The organism is Sediminibacillus massiliensis, assembly GCF_900156915.1.
Taxonomy (GTDB): Bacteria; Bacillota; Bacilli; order Bacillales; family Amphibacillaceae; genus Sediminibacillus_A; species Sediminibacillus_A massiliensis.
Map to the genome: position 1 here is coordinate 3,225,705 of NZ_LT732535.1, position 16,867 is coordinate 3,242,571.

General features: G+C 40.3%; 14 protein-coding genes and 1 pseudogene. 9 read left to right on the forward strand and 6 right to left on the reverse strand.

From position 1 onward, the window contains the following. Positions 1-4,331 precede the first annotated feature (4,331 nt). Both CZ434_RS16875 and wecB read right to left on the reverse strand, forming a co-directional pair. Positions 4,332-4,964 carry a BMQ_0737 family morphogenetic spore coat protein gene (locus tag CZ434_RS16875; protein WP_077624200.1) on the reverse strand — a complete coding sequence of 211 codons (633 nt, stop codon included), beginning with the start codon at positions 4,962-4,964 and terminating at the stop codon, positions 4,332-4,334. Positions 4,965-5,136: 172 nt separating this feature from the next. Then, a pseudogene (gene wecB / locus CZ434_RS16880) lies at positions 5,137-6,284 on the reverse strand (non-hydrolyzing UDP-N-acetylglucosamine 2-epimerase). 391 nt (positions 6,285-6,675) lie between these two features. On the opposite strand from wecB, the gene CZ434_RS22815 reads away from it, so the two are divergent. From CZ434_RS22815 to CZ434_RS16890, 3 genes are all read left to right on the forward strand, one after another. Next, entirely contained in the window at positions 6,676-6,867 is a 192-nt protein-coding gene (locus tag CZ434_RS22815; RefSeq protein WP_077624201.1) for an ArsR/SmtB family transcription factor, read from the forward strand. Positions 6,868-7,547: 680 nt separating this feature from the next. Further along, entirely contained in the window at positions 7,548-7,670 is a 123-nt protein-coding gene (locus CZ434_RS22700; RefSeq protein WP_281252282.1) for a hypothetical protein, read from the forward strand. Between the two features lie 168 nt (positions 7,671-7,838). Further along, complete coding sequence (locus tag CZ434_RS16890) at positions 7,839-8,216, forward strand: DUF4183 domain-containing protein (protein ID WP_077624202.1); 378 nt, start codon at positions 7,839-7,841, stop codon at positions 8,214-8,216. A gap of 42 nt (positions 8,217-8,258) precedes the next feature. Here the strand turns inward: CZ434_RS16890 and CZ434_RS16895 are convergent, their stop codons facing one another. After that, positions 8,259-8,642, reverse strand: coding sequence for a DUF4183 domain-containing protein (locus tag CZ434_RS16895; protein WP_077624203.1), 384 nt, complete (start codon positions 8,640-8,642; stop codon positions 8,259-8,261). A gap of 1,304 nt (positions 8,643-9,946) precedes the next feature. Here CZ434_RS16895 and CZ434_RS22540 point away from each other — a divergent pair. The 3 genes from CZ434_RS22540 to CZ434_RS16910 all read left to right on the forward strand — a co-directional run bounded on the left by CZ434_RS22540 (position 9,947) and on the right by CZ434_RS16910 (position 11,051). Then, positions 9,947-10,123, forward strand: coding sequence for a hypothetical protein (locus CZ434_RS22540; protein ID WP_179107302.1), 177 nt, complete (start codon positions 9,947-9,949; stop codon positions 10,121-10,123). A 239-nt stretch (positions 10,124-10,362) separates the two neighbouring features. After that, the gene (locus tag CZ434_RS16905) at positions 10,363-10,686 is read left to right on the forward strand and encodes a nucleotidyltransferase family protein (RefSeq protein ID WP_077624205.1); all 324 of its coding nucleotides are present in this window, start codon (positions 10,363-10,365) and stop codon (positions 10,684-10,686) included. Beyond that, positions 10,662-11,051, forward strand: a complete 390-nt coding sequence (locus tag CZ434_RS16910) for an HI0074 family nucleotidyltransferase substrate-binding subunit (protein WP_077624206.1) — start codon at positions 10,662-10,664, stop codon at positions 11,049-11,051. The genes CZ434_RS16905 and CZ434_RS16910 overlap by 25 nt, the downstream gene beginning before the upstream one ends. Positions 11,052-11,439: 388 nt before the next feature. On the opposite strand, the gene CZ434_RS22705 is transcribed toward CZ434_RS16910, so the two are convergent. After that, positions 11,440-11,562, reverse strand: a complete 123-nt coding sequence (locus CZ434_RS22705) for a hypothetical protein (RefSeq protein ID WP_281252283.1) — start codon at positions 11,560-11,562, stop codon at positions 11,440-11,442. A gap of 438 nt (positions 11,563-12,000) precedes the next feature. Here CZ434_RS22705 and CZ434_RS16920 point away from each other — a divergent pair, with 438 nt between their 5' ends. The 3 genes from CZ434_RS16920 to CZ434_RS16930 all read left to right on the forward strand — a co-directional run bounded on the left by CZ434_RS16920 (position 12,001) and on the right by CZ434_RS16930 (position 15,255). Beyond that, on the forward strand, positions 12,001-12,921 hold the full coding sequence (locus CZ434_RS16920) for an alpha/beta fold hydrolase (protein ID WP_077624208.1): 921 nt from the start codon (positions 12,001-12,003) through the stop codon (positions 12,919-12,921). A 268-nt stretch (positions 12,922-13,189) separates the two neighbouring features. Beyond that, entirely contained in the window at positions 13,190-13,666 is a 477-nt protein-coding gene (locus CZ434_RS16925; RefSeq protein ID WP_077624209.1) for a CarD family transcriptional regulator, read from the forward strand. 743 nt (positions 13,667-14,409) lie between these two features. Then, complete coding sequence (locus CZ434_RS16930; protein ID WP_077624210.1) at positions 14,410-15,255, forward strand: STAS domain-containing protein; 846 nt, start codon at positions 14,410-14,412, stop codon at positions 15,253-15,255. Between the two features lie 134 nt (positions 15,256-15,389). Here CZ434_RS16930 and CZ434_RS16935 read toward each other — a convergent pair whose 3' ends face one another. Together CZ434_RS16935 and CZ434_RS16940 are read right to left on the reverse strand one after the other, a co-directional pair. Further along, complete coding sequence (locus CZ434_RS16935) at positions 15,390-16,205, reverse strand: SDR family oxidoreductase (protein ID WP_077624211.1); 816 nt, start codon at positions 16,203-16,205, stop codon at positions 15,390-15,392. A 135-nt stretch (positions 16,206-16,340) separates the two neighbouring features. Next, on the reverse strand, positions 16,341-16,646 hold the full coding sequence (locus tag CZ434_RS16940; protein ID WP_077624212.1) for a winged helix-turn-helix transcriptional regulator: 306 nt from the start codon (positions 16,644-16,646) through the stop codon (positions 16,341-16,343). Positions 16,647-16,867 lie beyond the last annotated feature (221 nt).

Consider the following 16,867-nt stretch of genomic DNA (forward strand, 5'->3'; position numbering starts at 1 on the left):
CCGCCCGTCACGGTGACGGAAGCGACTTCCGCCGTTACTGTGCCACCGAGGATGGTGGCATTGATGAATCCGTCGGTAATAGTAGCTCCGAGAATACTATCAACGGTATCGATTGTGCCGCCAACGATGGTGGTAGCCAGGACCTCTTCCACGGTATTGATGGTGCCTGCGGAGATAGTGGCCCCGAGGACACTTTCGATGGTATCAATGGTACCTCCGAGGATCGTAGCGTTAATGAACCCATTGGTAATGGTGGCCCCAAGAATACTACCAATGGTATCGATGGTCCCGCCAACGACAGTGGAAGCGAGGACTTCCTCAATGACATTGATGGTCCCACCTGTTACGGTGACGGAAGCGACTTCCGCCGTTACAGTGCCGCCGAGGATAGTTGCATTAATGAATCCGTTGGTAATGGTAGCTCCGAGCACGCTGTGGATGGTATCAATCGTGCCGCCAACGATGGTGGCAGCCAGGACCTCCTCCATGGTATTGATGGTTCCGGCAGAGATCGTGGCTCCGAGCACGCTGTCGACGGTATCGATGGTACCTCCAACCACAGTGGAAGCGAGGACTTCCTCAATGACATTGATGGTTCCGCCTGTCACGGTGACGGAAGCGACTTCCGCCGTGACCGTCCCGCCAAGGATGGTAGCGTTAATGAATCCATCGGTAATGGTAGCTCCGAGCACGCTGTCGATGGTATCAATCGTGCCGCCAACAATGGTGGCAGCCAGGACCTCCTCCACGGTATTGATGGTTCCGGCAGAGACCGTGGCCCCGAGCACGCTGTCGACGGTATCAATGGTTCCGCCAACCACAGTGGAAGCGAGGACTTCTTCGATGACATTGATAGTCCCGCCCGTCACGGTGACGGAATCGACTTCCGCCGTTACTGTGCCACCGAGGATGGTGGCATTGATGAATCCTTCGGTAATAGTAGCTCCGAGAATACTATCAACAGTATCGATTGTGCCGCCGACGATGGTGGTAGCCAGGACCTCTTCCACGGTATTGATGGTCCCGCCTGTCACGGTGACGGAATCGACTTCCGCCGTTACTGTGCCACCGAGGATGGTGGCATTGATGAATCCGTCGGTAATAGTAGCTCCGAGAATACTATCAACGGTATCGATTGTGCCGCCAACGATGGTGGTAGCCAGGACCTCTTCCACGGTATTGATGGTCCCGCCCACCACAGTGGAAGCGAGGACTTCTTCAATGACATTGATGGTCCCACCTGTCACGGTGACGGAATCGATCTCCGCCGTTACTGTGCCACCGAGGATGGTGGCATTGATGAATCCGTCGGTAATAGTAGCTCCGAGAATACTATCAACAGTATCGATTGTGCCGCCGACAATGGTGGCAGCCAGGACCTCTTCAACGGTNATCGGTAATGGTAGCTCCGAGCACGCTGTCGATGGTATCAATCGTGCCGCCAACAATGGTGGCAGCCAGGACCTCCTCCACGGTATTGATGGTTCCGGCAGAGACCGTGGCCCCGAGCACGCTGTCGACGGTATCAATGGTTCCGCCAACCACAGTGGAAGCGAGGACTTCTTCGATGACATTGATAGTCCCGCCCGTCACGGTGACGGAATCGACTTCCGCCGTTACTGTGCCACCGAGGATGGTGGCATTGATGAATCCTTCGGTAATAGTAGCTCCGAGAATACTATCAACAGTATCGATTGTGCCGCCGACGATGGTGGTAGCCAGGACCTCTTCCACGGTATTGATGGTCCCGCCTGTCACGGTGACGGAATCGACTTCCGCCGTTACTGTGCCACCGAGGATGGTGGCATTGATGAATCCGTCGGTAATAGTAGCTCCGAGAATACTATCAACGGTATCGATTGTGCCGCCAACGATGGTGGTAGCCAGGACCTCTTCCACGGTATTGATGGTCCCGCCCACCACAGTGGAAGCGAGGACTTCTTCAATGACATTGATGGTCCCACCTGTCACGGTGACGGAATCGATCTCCGCCGTTACTGTGCCACCGAGGATGGTGGCATTGATGAATCCGTCGGTAATAGTAGCTCCGAGAATACTATCAACAGTATCGATTGTGCCGCCGACAATGGTGGCAGCCAGGACCTCTTCAACGGTATTGATGGTTCCGCCCACCACGGTGGAAGCGAGGACTTCTTCAATGACATTGATGGTTCCACCCGTCACGGTGACGGAAGCGACTTCCGCCGTTACTGTGCCACCGAGGATGGTGGCATTGATGAATCCATCGGTAATAGTAGCTCCGAGAATACTATCAATGGTGTCAATGGTTCCGCCAACCACGGTGGAAGCGAGGACTTCTTCGATGACATTGATGGTCCCGCCTGTAACGGTGACGGAAGCGACTTCTGCCGTTACCGTCCCGCCGAGGATAGTGGCGTTAATGAATCCATCGGTAATGGTAGCCCCGAGAATACTATCGACGGTATCAATGGTTCCGCCAACCACGGTGGAAGCGAGGACTTCTTCGATGACATTGATAGTCCCGCCCGTCACGGTGACGGAAGCGACTTCCGCCGTTACTGTGCCACCGAGGATGGTGGCGTTAATGAATCCATCGGTAATGGTAGCCCCGAGAATACTATCGACGGTATCGATTGTGCCGCCGACGATGGTAGAAGCAAGGACTTCTTCGATGACATTGATGGTCCCACCTGTCACGGTGACGGAAGCGATCTCCGCTGTTACTGTCCCGCCGAGGATGGTGGCATTGATGAATCCGTCGGTAATAGTAGCTCCGAGAATACTATCAACAGTATCGATTGTGCCGCCGACGATGGTAGAAGCAAGGACTTCTTCAATGACATTGATGGTTCCGCCCGTCACGGTGACGGAAGCGATCTCCGCCGTTACCGTCCCCCCGAGGATGGTGGCGTTAATGAATCCATCGGTAATGGTAGCCCCGAGAATACTATCGACGGTATCGATTGTGCCGCCGACGATGGTGGCAGCCAGGACCTCTTCCACGGTATTGATGGTTCCGGCAGAGACCGTGGCCCCGAGAACGCTGTCGATGGTATCAATGGTCCCGCCAACGATGGTGGCAGCCAGGACTTCTTCCACGGTATTGATGGTCCCGCCCACCACAGTGGAAGCGAGGACTTCTTCAATGACATTGATGGTTCCTCCCGTCACGGTGACGGAAGCGACTTCCGCCGTTACTGTGCCACCGAGGATGGTGGCATTGATGAATCCGTCGGTAATAGTAGCTCCGAGAATACTATCAACGGTATCGATTGTGCCGCCAACGATGGTGGTAGCCAGGACCTCTTCCACGGTATTGATGGTCCCGCCCACCACAGTGGAAGCGAGGACTTCTTCAATGACATTGATGGTCCCACCTGTCACGGTGACGGAATCGATCTCCGCCGTTACTGTGCCACCGAGGATGGTGGCATTGATGAATCCGTCGGTAATAGTAGCTCCGAGAATACTATCAACAGTATCGATTGTGCCGCCGACAATGGTGGCAGCCAGGACCTCTTCAACGGTATTGATGGTTCCGGCAGATACCGTGGCCCCGAGAACGCTGTCGACGGTATCAATGGTTCCGCCAACCACAGTGGAAGCGAGAATTTCCTCAATAACATTGATGGTCCCGCCTGTCACGGTCACAGAAGCGATTTCTGCCGTTACAGTGCCGCCGAGGATAGTAGCGTTAATGAATCCGTCGGTAATAGTGGCCCCAAGAATAGAATCTACGGTATCAATCGTACCGCCAACAATGGTCCCAGCCAGTACTTCTTCTACGGTATTGATCGTTCCACCGGTAATCGTGACAGAAGGAATTTCCGTCGTTATCGTGCCAGTAATTGCATTGATCGTTCCACCGAGAAGAGTAGCTCCTAAGATGTTTTCTACCGTGTTGATGGTGCCCCCGGTTATCGTTGCAGCCTGAATTTCTTCTATACTATCTAATGTCCCGCCTGTAATTGTAGCTCCGAGAAGGCTGTCGACCGTGTCCAAAGTTCCCCCGGCTATAGTAGCAGCCAACACATTTTTTACTACATTTATCGTGCAGCAGCACTCTGGCCCACAGTTTGCATTGGCTATGCCCTCTAAAGAGCAGTTTACTCTATTGCGTTTTTTATCGTTGGAATTGGAATCACCGGAGCCTTTCGGACACATATGTATCACTCCCTTTGGTTTATGAAATGGAAAATTTAAAGTAGGGAAGGATCAACTTATTTTTAAGTTTAATAAAAGGGAGTGCTGAATTTGGAGCAACAAATTGGTGGATATCCATCTCTTAATTAATATACTTGGGGAGTGCTGTACAATATGACTATAGGGTGATCAGAATTTTATACCCATTAGTAGCCAATTCTTGGTGTACACTCTTTCGCTTTTAAAAGAAGGGTTTCTTCTCTAAAAGCTTGGATACTTTGGCTTATAGAAAGTTCGACATCGATTTGCTGAAAAAATGAATTTCCTTGATTGTCATGGTTGCATATCACATCAACATCGCAACTGAAATCTAGAATATCGCAATTAATTTCAGTATTTTCTGGTTTGGAAAGAAGTACTTTCTCGGTAATAGCAAATGGTTGGGGCAGGGAAATACAATTCTCGCCTAAGTTATTGGAGAGTCGTACAATAAAAAAACCTTGGGTAAGCAGCTTGACAAACTGTAAAGTGACGATGGACCCTTCAGGGGTTTGAATACTTGTTTCTTTCCTGCCGTTTATAATAGGTAGTTCTCTGCATACCAGACCTTCAGTAGGGGAGACAGGATTCCCATCAACGTCAGTCAAATAACATTCTCCCATTAAAGATCCTTCTTCTTCTAAACCACTTATATTTCCGCACTGAAAATTAAGTGTTTTTAGTCCCTCGCACCCTTTGTAACATTCTTTAGTATCTACTTGTGTTATGACCCAGTCGTAAATTCTGTTTGCAACTATGCAAAAGTCTTGCTTTACTGCTGGTAACGGGGTAATTTCCACTTTCTCCTCCCCTCCTTCGTAAAAGATACTGTTATAAAATAAATTATGAATTCAAACGATTTTGGTTCTTTTTTTCCACATATAACCTAGTAAAAGGCACGTCTTTACACTGAAAAGTGCTCATCTTATATTTTTTTAATTATGATCAACTCTTACATTATTGAAGGTTGAATTATTGCGGCGAGAAAGGTGCAGGTCTGTGATGATGTAAACTGGGATAATAAAGAATTGCTTCCACAATTCTTACTGAGGCCTTTCCATCACCATATGGATTTATAGAATCAACCATAGTTTTATGGTTCTTTGGGTCAGAAAGAAGTTTATGAGTAAGCTGAAAGATATCCTCATAAGTTGTTCCAGCTAACCGGAGTACCCCAGCTTCTATTCCTTCAGGGCGTTCTGTTGTATCATGTAAAACTATAACCGGAACTCCAAGGGAGGGGGCTTCTTCTTGAATCCCCCCTGAGTCAGTCAAAATCATATAGGCACGGGAAGAAAAGTTATGAAAATCTATTACATTTAGAGGATTAATGAGCTTAATACGTTGGTGGTTTCCTAAAATATCGTTAGCTGTTTGCTGCACTCTAGGATTTAGATGTAAAGGAAAAACTACATACACATCTTCATGAATATCCAGGGTATGTTTAATAGCTTTAGCATTTGTTCCATAGGATAGCCCAAGCTTTCCCTTCTGTGGATAGTTACTAAAACGAGTCGTTTTGTACCTAGTTTTTCTAATATGGGATGTGTATAGGAAGAACTCACTGTCGTATATAATGCATCAATAGCGGTGTTCCCTGTAACAAAGATATTTTTTTGTTTTTTCCTTCAGCAATCAGAGTTTTCATAGCTGTTTCTGTAGGAGCAAAGTGTAAATCTGCAAGAATCCCTGTTAGCTGCCTATTTACTTCTTCTGGAAACGGGGACTTTTTGTTCCATCTCCGTAAGCCGGCCTCTATGTGCCCAATAGGAATTTGATTATAAAAAGCTGCCAAGGAAGCTACGAGTGTCGTAGTTGTATCTCCATGCACAAGAACTAGGTGGGACTTTTCCTTTTGTAATAGAGTGCTTAACCCTTCAAGGACATTAACGGTTATTTCGGTTAGGGATGGGTTCTCTTTCATAATATTTAAATCAAAATTTGGCACAATGTTAAAGGCCTCCAGTACTTGATCCAGCATATATCTATGTTGGGCAGTTACAGCTACTGATGTTTTTAAAAACTCTCGATCTTTTCTTAAGTTCTAAGGTTAAAGGGGCTAATTTAATGGCTTCTGGTCTTGTACCAAAAATGGTCATGATTCTAATTTGTTTACTCAACTCTTTCATTCCTTTCCATACATACAAGAGCCACTAGCTAAAATAAAAACTATACTTGAAGTTGTATAAGTATGGTTGGGTTTTTTAGATATAAAAGTGACTCAACAGTATATTATTAGCCATATAAAGATTACGTTTTTATAATGTCTATGAGTTAACCTGGAAGTGATTGTATGAAGCTACTTATTTATTATTTAGGTGTTAAGCTTGCATCGGTAATTTTAGAATCTTTGGACGCTTCTTATTTAAGGCTTACATAATAATTTGAGATCGTTAAAGTTCTTGATTGTTTTGCTCATATTCTCCTCTAGTCTAGTACATCGGTTAAACATTTTTCTTTATTTAGCCGAGTACTGTAATTAATCCGGGTGAACTGAGCACAGAGGAAGAAATGCGGTTAACCGTGGGGGGATTAGGAGAAGGATTAAATATTGCACCATCGAAGGTTTACCATCACCTTAAGGAACTCAGACGCACGGGATTAATACGTATGGACCGCCAAGGGAAAAATATTGAGTGTTGGGTTGAAGAAGAGACAATTGATCATTTAGTTGAGTTTTTTCAAACATCTAAGGGGGGGTAATAATTTCTTTCAATAAAAAATAGCATTTCTATGGTTTCTCCATTAGCAGTTTTATTAGGTGCGTTATTATGGTTTGTTTTATTAGCTATACTTTTACATCTTGGAGGAAGATGGCTAAACAAAAAGAGTAGACAAGCTATTCTTTTAATAAGTGGTCTGGCTCTTCTAGGCTACAGTGTTTATTTCTTCTTTCAGTTTGTGAACCAAACACTTTAAAAACACGTTAGCCCACTCGGTTAAAGGTTTATTTTCTTATAGTGTTTGTTCAATTTACTTCTAAGGCAACCCTTGTTTTAACAAGGTTTTACAGGGGATATTATTTAAAGCAAGCGAGTAAATGGGCGGTATGATGTAAAAAATCTCTAAAAAACCTTGATATAAAGGGTTTTAGAGAAAACATCCTCCTACCCAAAACACCGGTAAAGTCACAAGTAGGTAATATTTTAATCTGAAACAGTCTTTTGAAGGGCGTTTCCGTAAAGATTTGAAATCTTGTCGGAAGCGTCCTTTTGTTTTGATATATGGGAGTATATCTTTTATTGTTGTTTTCATTGTAAAGAGTCTTAGTGATACGGGTGGTTGCACTTTTAAAATTAATATCGGACCATTTCAATGCACAGTCCTACCAGATCGCATCCCGGAAACAATCCATCTTCTGTCTATTACGAGGGGGGCTTACATTGGCAGATGCAGCGAAAAAACTAGAAACGGCTGATATAGACTCGATGGAAAATGCAGTATATATGGTGAAAGACGGCAGGTGGTCAAGGCTCCAGCTCCTGAACAAAGTTACGGAGCTTTGACGATTAACTGGCAGGGCGGGAAGCCTTGTCACGGCAAGATAGAAGAAAGCTTTTTATATTTTAGGTGTATGCGGAAATGCTGTTATTGTGTGGAAAAGTATTTGCATCGTACAAACATACATTGTAGAAAAACATACAATAAAGAAAGTTTTAAATTAGGTGGTATGTATGGGGAAGAAAAATAAGCACAAGATCAACACTCGTATGGTCTATGATTGGCAATCTTCAACCGATGAAATTAAAATTAAAATATCTATGAGGTCAAGACCTAAACCCAAACCCTTTAAAGTGGATACTTATCAATATAATACTTTATCAGACGGAAGATGTTCCATCTACACTAATGAAGATGAACTGAAGGAATATGGACAGCAGGGTATTTTAGATCCCGAAACTGTTTCTTATATTAATCTTTTCGTAAATGGAGTATTACAACCGCCAAACACCTATACAGTAAAAAAAGGTTATTTGAGTTTAAATACAGATAGTATACCGGCAAAAAATACTCCTATAACTCTTCAGTTCATTACTATTTATCAGTCATAATAAATAAGGGTTTCAACTATAGAAGCCCTTATTTATTCATAATTAAGTTGTAATATCTGTACTAGAGGTTGGAGTATAGTTTACTACTTCTAATACTATTGGTGAACCTGTGATAATCGGATCCCCACCTGCTGGTACATCAATATCGAGTGATCCAACCGTAGTAGCACCTGGGGTATAAGTTGAAATTCCACCCATTTGCATCACACCATTAATATAAACATTATAATAACTATTATCTGTAGCGAGTGTTGGTAGATCGGTAGCAGCTGCGCCTGAGTCATCGAAAAAATCGGCTGTATCGATTGATAAAGTAGTTCCTGCAGCTGTCTCTCCAGTAGTTACATGAAAGAATTTTTCGGGTGTTGGATCTACAGAAATAGTAGATGAAGCTGTAATTTGAAGCTTCATAAGTTCAAGTGCCATGATAAACCTCCTTTATTATAGTTCTAATACTATTATATGGTATAATTTTATAATTGTTTTAGACTCGTTGATCAAGTTTCGACTATAATCTATTGTGGTTAGTAACCTATTCTATTTTAAAAACGATATTGAATTTAATAGGGGGGCCAATGAGTCAACAGTTGCGTGATCAACTCAAAGAATATAAGCGCAAAAATAACATCAAGACCCCACATCCTAAGAAATAAATGAAGAAACTCGAATAATTAAGAATATGTTCCTTTGGGGCAGAAATGGGGCAGGATTCATAATTATTGCTCCATTTCTATTTGGATCCATCAGATTTAATCCCCAAAGGGGTTAATTTGCTGGTATTACACCCCTCCTTATAAAGTTTAATCATATACACTCCAACAGCCAAGTTGTAGGTCGTTACGTTGCTTGTATGAGTTAGTATCCCAGACTGGATATTGACTGGATTTTCTTTATTAATACTGATATCTTATTTAATTTCATACTTATATCGTAAAGTTAGAAAACCGATTATATAGGGGTTTTTATATATTATCTTCGGTTATTTAGTTAATACAGTGAATGGGCGGCATGATGTGATAGCCCCCAAAACCCTTTCATCATAGGTTTGACTGGATTTTGACTGGTGTTAAAATCGTTATTAAATCTGTAAGCCTCTCAAAGAGTCTATAAACTCTTGAGAGGCTTTTCTTTTATTCTTAAATATTAGCCGGGAGGATACATTTGTATAACACCAAGGTTAATAAATTGGAGTGTTTACAGGGAAGAAAGAGAAATCTGCTTTAATGAAGTTTGTTTGCTTTGGTTGGAGATATATTAGAGGAAATGCACTGATCAGAGTGGATATTTATTAAAAAGAAGAATCTAAGAAGGAATGAGTATTAAGGTTATTCGATATAGCATTAAACGGGTTTTCAGTTGCGCAAAAATTAATAAAGAACGCCTTATCAATTAAGACATAGTGATGCTACTCATATTTAATGGATGTATTAAAAGAACTTGAGAATAATGCATATCCAATTATTTTGACAGAGCGGATAGAACATGTGAATGAATTGAAGAAGCTCTTTGAAGGATTTGCTAAGAATATAATCGTATTAACAGGTAAGTTGAGTAAGCAAGAAGAGCAAGTATGATTAAAGCTAATAGAAAACCTATCAGATAATGAAGAAAGGCTTATTATCGCTACCGGTAAGTATATCGGAGAAGGATTTGACAATGCTAGACTGGACACTCTTTTCCTCGCCATGCCAATCGCCTGGAAAGGAACGCTACAGCAATATGTCGGTAGGTTGTATCGTGTTCATACGGATAAGACTGTTGTAAAAGTATATGATTATGTTGATTATCAGGTTCCCGAGTTGAAGAACATGTATGAAAAGCGCATGCAGGGATATAAATCGATGGATTATAAAGCCAAAGATGGCGGTGATGAAAATAGCAGTGGGCAGCAGATGAAGTTATTTTGATAGACAAAATAATGGGTGGGACGAATATTAAAAATACATGAATGAAATTCAAAATGTATAACCTTTGTGTATTTAATGGAGATTTTTTTGCAATAACTGTAAAGTCTCAATAAAGGAATCTACATTAATAATGGTCATGATAGCAATCGAATTTCTGCTTGGGGAAAGTGGAGAAGGAAAATCCATCAAAGAGAAGATATACATATGCTATAATAGGACAAAAAAGAGGTAGGGATATTATGGGATGTCCTGAAGATTTACGAGAGCGAATATTAGAACAACTAAAATCGATTTTGAATGAACAACTTGGTAAGGAAAAAGCGCGTATTTACTTATTTGGTTCTTGGGCCCGACAGGAAGAAAAAAATAGTTCGGATATCGACATCGCTATCGAATCTCACTCCCCGATCTCTCCTTTTAAATGGAATAAACTGATCGAGCAAATAGAAGAGTCTACCATTCCTTACAAGGTAGATGTGGTGGATTTACATGAGGCCAAAGAATCTCTAGTCCAACAAGTGAAAAAGGAGGGGATCTTATGGAAAGATTACGTCAACGATTAGAAGCAGCAGAAAAAGCGTTGGCTGCCTTTGAAAAGCTAGCTAACCTTAAAAACCCGAACGATGTGGAACGAGATGCAGCGATTCAACGATTTGAATTCACTTTTGAGGCTAGTTGGAAAGCGGCGAAGCAATATTTGTATGAAGTAGAAGGGGTGGATGCCGGCTCTCCGAAGAGCGTCATTCGCAGTTGCAGGGAGGTCCACTTGTTAGAGGATGAAGAAGCCGTTCTGGCTTTGGAGATGGTAAATGATCGTAATTTAACCGTCCATACCTATAATGAAGAAGTAGCAGTTAAAATCCACAAAAATCTTCCCCTATATAATAACCTTCTCTATCAATGGGTGGGACGGATGAACGGTAAATAATCGTTTACTAAATCTACAAGCCTCTCAAGAGTTCATAAACTTTTGAGAGGGGCTTTATATAAATAGATCAAAAAGGGATGTTCTTAGAATGATTAATAATTTGAGTGGTTTTTATGAAAGAAGAACGAGGGGCTTGCTTTTTTATTAGGCATCAGCTATGTAGGATTGAAAGTATCTATTACCTTCGAGACAATTACTTTCTCTACCCAAAAGGGATGAAATCCTTCCTCATGTCTCGCCGTTAGGCTTGCCTATCATCTCTATTTCCTCTTGGGTTAATTGGTTTGCGTTCGTAATACTCATTTGACTGGTAGTATCCCTTGGATAGGACAGTTAACAACGCTAATATTCGCCACAAAAAAGACAACCGCAACAACCTGCGATTGTCTCACTTCGATTTGTTTTTTCTCTTTTCAATTTCTTTTTTTACCGTCGGTACTCCTTTTTCTTTAACTCCTTTTTTCACTTTGGGATTGTTCAGCAGCTTTGTAACTTTCGTCAAAATTGACATGATTCGTACCTCCTATTTACCATCTGAAAACAAACATAGCTCCTTCATTATTTATTATAACTATTACCTGTCTGTTATAAATTAAACTTAATAAACAGTACAGGTACATTGGTTTGTTAACTAAGTTTAACCCAATAAATTCTCCCTGCCGCCAGTTTTTTCTTCTCTTTTTTTCGCTTCTTTTCACTCCATAGAAAGTCACACTTGAATAACTTTTTGGTTATCCAGGGATACATTATATTCTCCGCGTTTTGGAGTAAAAAGGTAAAAACGAGGTCGATCGATTCCCATATGAGCATCCTAAAAATCATTTTTGTCAACTCAACGCTTCAACGTTTACAGGACAAAATTCCAGGGGAATCGATACAGGGATAAGGAAGCGACTCTAATTGTTTCCGAGCATTTCCGTTATTCAGTAGTAGTTCGGGAGGTTTTTTAATGGATGATGGCAGTTCTTCTCAGGAGGGAGAGGCGATCAACAAGAGTGCTAGATTTTCAGAAACAAATAATTACTATGGCATTCACCTAAAGGAATATGTAGAAATTAATAAGCAGACGCAAGGGATGATAATAAAAGGAAATAATATAAATAATCCACTGCTTTTGTTTCTCCATGGGGGGCCGGGTATTCCAAATTATCCAACATTCAGACAGACAAGCAAAAACTTGGAAGAACACTTTACGGTTTGTTACTGGGATCAGCGGGGCACTGGTATGTCTTTTGGTAAAGAGAGCAAAGGGTTTAAATCTGTGGAGCAACTTGTTGAAGATACGATGGAATTAACCAAACATCTAAGTGAGAAGTACGGGAAAAGCAAAATTTATCTTTTAGCTCACTCCTGGGGAACAATTATTGGAGCTAGAGCAGCTGCGGAATTACCCGACCTTTATCATGCCTATCTAGGAATTGGCCAGCTTGGTGTGCCGGCAAAAGTAATGGGTTCTAAAAAAGGCGGGTACCTGCAAATTTTAAGGAAGATAATACGATCACGAAATAACTTGTTGGAAAGAAGATACTCCTACTTACAACTGACACTCGATATTCTTCATTATCCTGATCTTACTGCTAAAGAAAAATTTAATATTTTATTAGGGATCCTCACTTCTTACCCGGTGCTAATTCGGGAGGTTGTTACTGGTAACCTTCGCTTGCTGCCCTTTCATTTCGATATACCTGTTCACTTTTTTATCGGGAATAAGGACTTCCCGATGACGGCAACGCTTGGGGGAGAATATATAGATATGATCCAAGCACCTGAAAAGGGTCTGTACTTTTTCAATGAATCTGCCCACTATCCATTCTTAGAGGAGGCGGACCAATTTGTAAGAATAATTAAAGAGGAGGTTTTGTATAAGTAAGAGGTAATCCAGTGCTTTATGTTGTGGTTGATTAGTTGGTTTTAAATGCATCTAGACCTATTGCTCCTCTAGCTAAAAAAGTATCACACAATATTGAAAAAGTACGAAGTCTTAATCTTCCATTCACTGGTGATCAGCAAGATTTCTATTGTTATTGATATTTTGGGTTATAAAGAAAAAAGTTGTTGACTATAAAAATAAAATTATGATAAAATAATAAATTTGATTAATAACTGCATGTGTGTTAACCTTAAGAAGGTTACCATATATGGAGGTGGATTATTTGTTTCAAGTTGGCGACAATATTGTTTATCCAATGCAAGGAGCAGGTATAATTAAAGCCATAGAAGAAAAGGAAATCGCAGGAGAAAAGCAACAGTATTATGTCATAGAGATGTTGATCAGTAATATGCAAATCATGATTCCTACGGGTAAAATATTGAGTTCAAATATACGCCCAGTTACCGATTTAATTGCATTGAAACACGTCATCCACATTTTTCAGCATGGAGAATCAGATAGATTAATTCCGTGGAAACAAAGGTATAAAGTGAATACGGACAAAATAAAATCTGGAAGTATACAAGAAGGTGCTGAAGTTGTACGAGATTTATTGCGTATAAAGAAAGAGAAGGCACTTAATTCAAGCGAAAAAAAAATGTTGGCTAATGCACATGAATTTTTGATCAGTGAACTGAGATTGGTTAAAGGGATTACAGAAAATCAATTAAATAGTTTCTGTTAAGGTTAATCATAAATAATCATTTCTTCTTCAACTCTTTTAGAGTACTTACCTCTATTGTCATTACTACAATCTATTCCATTATTATTATTTAAAATTTCTTTTTACGAACGATTGATGTTTCCATCAAAAAACTCGATAAATTAGTCACTTGGTTTTTGCAATCCTGAATCACACTGGCACGGACAAGGAGCCGTAAGGATGAAAGAGAGGCAGGGCTTTCATTGTTTTAGGTACACAATACAAAGTTATTACTTTTACTGAGAAAGTGAATAGTAATTGATTATCTGCTTTATATGAAAAAGGATAAGCGAATGGGTAACATATATGGTCCATTACAAAAATGGTTTCCAAATCAGGAAACCATTTTTAATTTCACTTACATAACAATAGTAAAATAAGCAGTAAGAAAGAGCGCCGGTATGGAAATAGCTAAAAATTCCGATTACTTTTGATCAATAAGATTGAATAAATCGATTGCTTTATAGAGGAGCCAGCTATTAATTTAAGTGAAAGACACAAACATGGAAATCATTGCCTCTTTTTTTCCTGAATTAGTTATGGGAACATGTACTTATATCAAGTTAAGCAATTTTTCTAAGAAAATTAATGAACTGATATGTTTGGGCTGCTATAAAAAAGGGTAATAATGTTTTAGTCTTTGTATGAGTTTATTTAGCTATGATCCAACTTAGATACCAAAATATATTACAGTTCTTTCAGTAATGCTTAAAAGGAGAATAAAAATGGATATTGTTTTCGAACCTTCATTTACATTAAAAGAATTTTTCGAAGCGAATAAGGAAATTTTTGAATCTACTTTGTTGTCTGAAGCAGTAAATGTGAAAGATAAAATCGAAGAAATATTGAGAATTGGTAATATAGATCTGGTTAATAATGCACACCAATTAACTTCCTATATTATTAATCATGAAGATAATGACCTGAAACTATTTGCGAAAAAAGAAGGAATAGCCTGGGCGACACATTCCATCGAACTAACCTTTAAGCTGGAATGGGTACAAGCTATTCGTAGAACGTTATGGATCTTTATACACAAATATTATGAACTAATAAACAAATATAAAATAGATGATTTTTTTCGACTGGAACAAGAGATAAATAATAGAGTAGACATGTTTTTGAATACATTTTTTATCGATTACTCTACATATAAGGATTCTTTAATCAGCGCACAAAAAGAATTAGTCGAAAACCTCTCCGTTCCAATTATCCCAATCAACGATACGATTAGCGTGCTTCCGTTAATTGGAGCAATTGATGAGAATCGTATTCAAATTCTTCAGGAGAAAGTCTTGACAGAGGTATCAAATTTGCGTATTCATACGTTAATTATGGATTTATCTGGTGTTGCTAGTATGGACAGAGAAGTTACCGCTCAACTTTTAAAACTTATTGATGGGATTTCCATGATGGGATGTTCTACTGTCATAACAGGATTGCGTAGGGATATTGCAAAAGAAATGATGGAATCTGGAATTAGATTCGATAAAGACACTAAGAAGTTGGGAACCTTGCAACAAGCACTAGATCAATACCTATTACACAACAAACCATCTGCCTTTGAGTAAAGATATATGGAATCGACTGATCCTTTTTCTCAACTTTTATGATCTGACAAGAATGAACTAATTAAAAAATATAATTTGAGAAAAAAACCCCTTTTGGTTGCGATAACCAAAGGGGTTTTTGCAAGAACAACTTTCTACTTAATAAGCCGGAGCTTATGAAAGTCAGGATCGATGCCTTGATCAATTGTATTCTTTAAGTTCTCTAAGTCATCATACACGGATACGACTCTGCCCCTGAAGTCATCCAGCTCCCCCGCTGCCATGTAATAGGCCCACTGTGGAGCCTGGTGAGGGGGTACATCAACATTTTTCTCAAATAAACTTTCTATTTCATTTAAGTAGCGTTGTCCGACAGTTGTCTCTCTCTGATAACGAGTCATATCGGTATCATTTAACCCTGGATCTAATGCAAATACCTTTACAGAAGTATCCTCTAATTCTTCCGATAAGTTTTCTGTCAGTCTTGCCACACCGGTTTTAGAGGTGCCATAGCCGTTGCCGTATTTGAAAGAATCAACGGTGCCGCCGCCTGCAATGTTGATAATAGTGCCATAACCTTGGTTGATCATAACTGGTACTATCGCTTGGATACAGTGGAATGTACCGAATAAGTTAGTGGTTACATCACTGATCCAATCTTCCTGTTTTACTTCCCAGGTGGGACCAATCGCTTTAAATGCGCCGGCATTATTAATCCAGACATCAATTCGTCCATAATGAGTCATTACATTGTCCACCACTTGTCCAACCTCGGTTGGCCGTGTCACATCCATCGCTTGCATGGAATGGTTGGTTGAATAGTTTTCAAGTTCTGCTCCTACTGCTTTTAATTTTTCAGCATCCCTGCCTGTACCAATTACGGTATATCCCTTTTCTGCAAAAAATAAGGCGGTATTACGCCCGATTCCCCGCGTTGCACCTGTCACTACAACTACTTTATTATTCCCCATTCCATTTCCTCCTCAAGTTTTAAAAAAAATATTAGCTCAAAAACATAGATGCAAATTAGGCCCCTAACATAATTATTTTGACGACATTTATTGTTTTAATTATTGTATGCGGTTACATAATCGGATTTAACGCATTTATGTCCACTGCGCTCCCCATAACTTCATTTCTTTAATAATCTTATGGAAGGCATGTCCTTTTTCAGTCAATGAATATTCGACCGTTACAGGTACTGTCGGATAGGCTTTTCTGATAACGATTTCATTTTCTTCCAAGTGACGCAACGTATCTGTTAACGCTTTTGGGCTGATGTTCTGAATCGCTTTTTTTAATTCCCCAAATCGTTTCGTTCCTTCAAATAATTCCCGTAATACGAGAAATGACCATTTACCACCGATAATATTAAGTGCTTTTTCAATTGAACATTCTACTACTTTTTCCAATTGAATCCCTCTCCCACCCGTATGATAGTTACTATAATTTTGATACTATGTAACCTATTTACTATTATATCAAAAAAAATTCAGTACTTTAAATGAATAGTTTTACTATTTATACTATTTAAACAAGACAGATAATTTATTGATGAATCAGAGGTTCGTGGAGAACTTGGATTCCTATCAAGCAATAGTTAGAAGAGGACTCACCGGGAGTAACTGGGCCC

What these genes read in the sequence shown, in the direction of transcription:
- CZ434_RS22815 (WP_077624201.1), top strand. Translation starts at nt 6,676, where the DNA reads ATGCGGTTAACCGTGGGGGGATTAGGAGAAGGATTAAATATTGCACCA.
- CZ434_RS16890 (WP_077624202.1), top strand. Translation starts at nt 7,839, where the DNA reads ATGGGGAAGAAAAATAAGCACAAGATCAACACTCGTATGGTCTATGAT.
- CZ434_RS16895 (WP_077624203.1), bottom strand. Translation starts at nt 8,642, where the DNA reads ATGGCACTTGAACTTATGAAGCTTCAAATTACAGCTTCATCTACTATT.
- CZ434_RS16905 (WP_077624205.1), top strand. Translation starts at nt 10,363, where the DNA reads ATGGGATGTCCTGAAGATTTACGAGAGCGAATATTAGAACAACTAAAA.
- CZ434_RS16910 (WP_077624206.1), top strand. Translation starts at nt 10,662, where the DNA reads ATGGAAAGATTACGTCAACGATTAGAAGCAGCAGAAAAAGCGTTGGCT.
- CZ434_RS22705 (WP_281252283.1), bottom strand. Translation starts at nt 11,562, where the DNA reads ATGTCAATTTTGACGAAAGTTACAAAGCTGCTGAACAATCCCAAAGTG.
- CZ434_RS16920 (WP_077624208.1), top strand. Translation starts at nt 12,001, where the DNA reads ATGGATGATGGCAGTTCTTCTCAGGAGGGAGAGGCGATCAACAAGAGT.
- CZ434_RS16925 (WP_077624209.1), top strand. Translation starts at nt 13,190, where the DNA reads ATGGAGGTGGATTATTTGTTTCAAGTTGGCGACAATATTGTTTATCCA.
- CZ434_RS16930 (WP_077624210.1), top strand. Translation starts at nt 14,410, where the DNA reads ATGGATATTGTTTTCGAACCTTCATTTACATTAAAAGAATTTTTCGAA.
- CZ434_RS16935 (WP_077624211.1), bottom strand. Translation starts at nt 16,205, where the DNA reads ATGGGGAATAATAAAGTAGTTGTAGTGACAGGTGCAACGCGGGGAATC.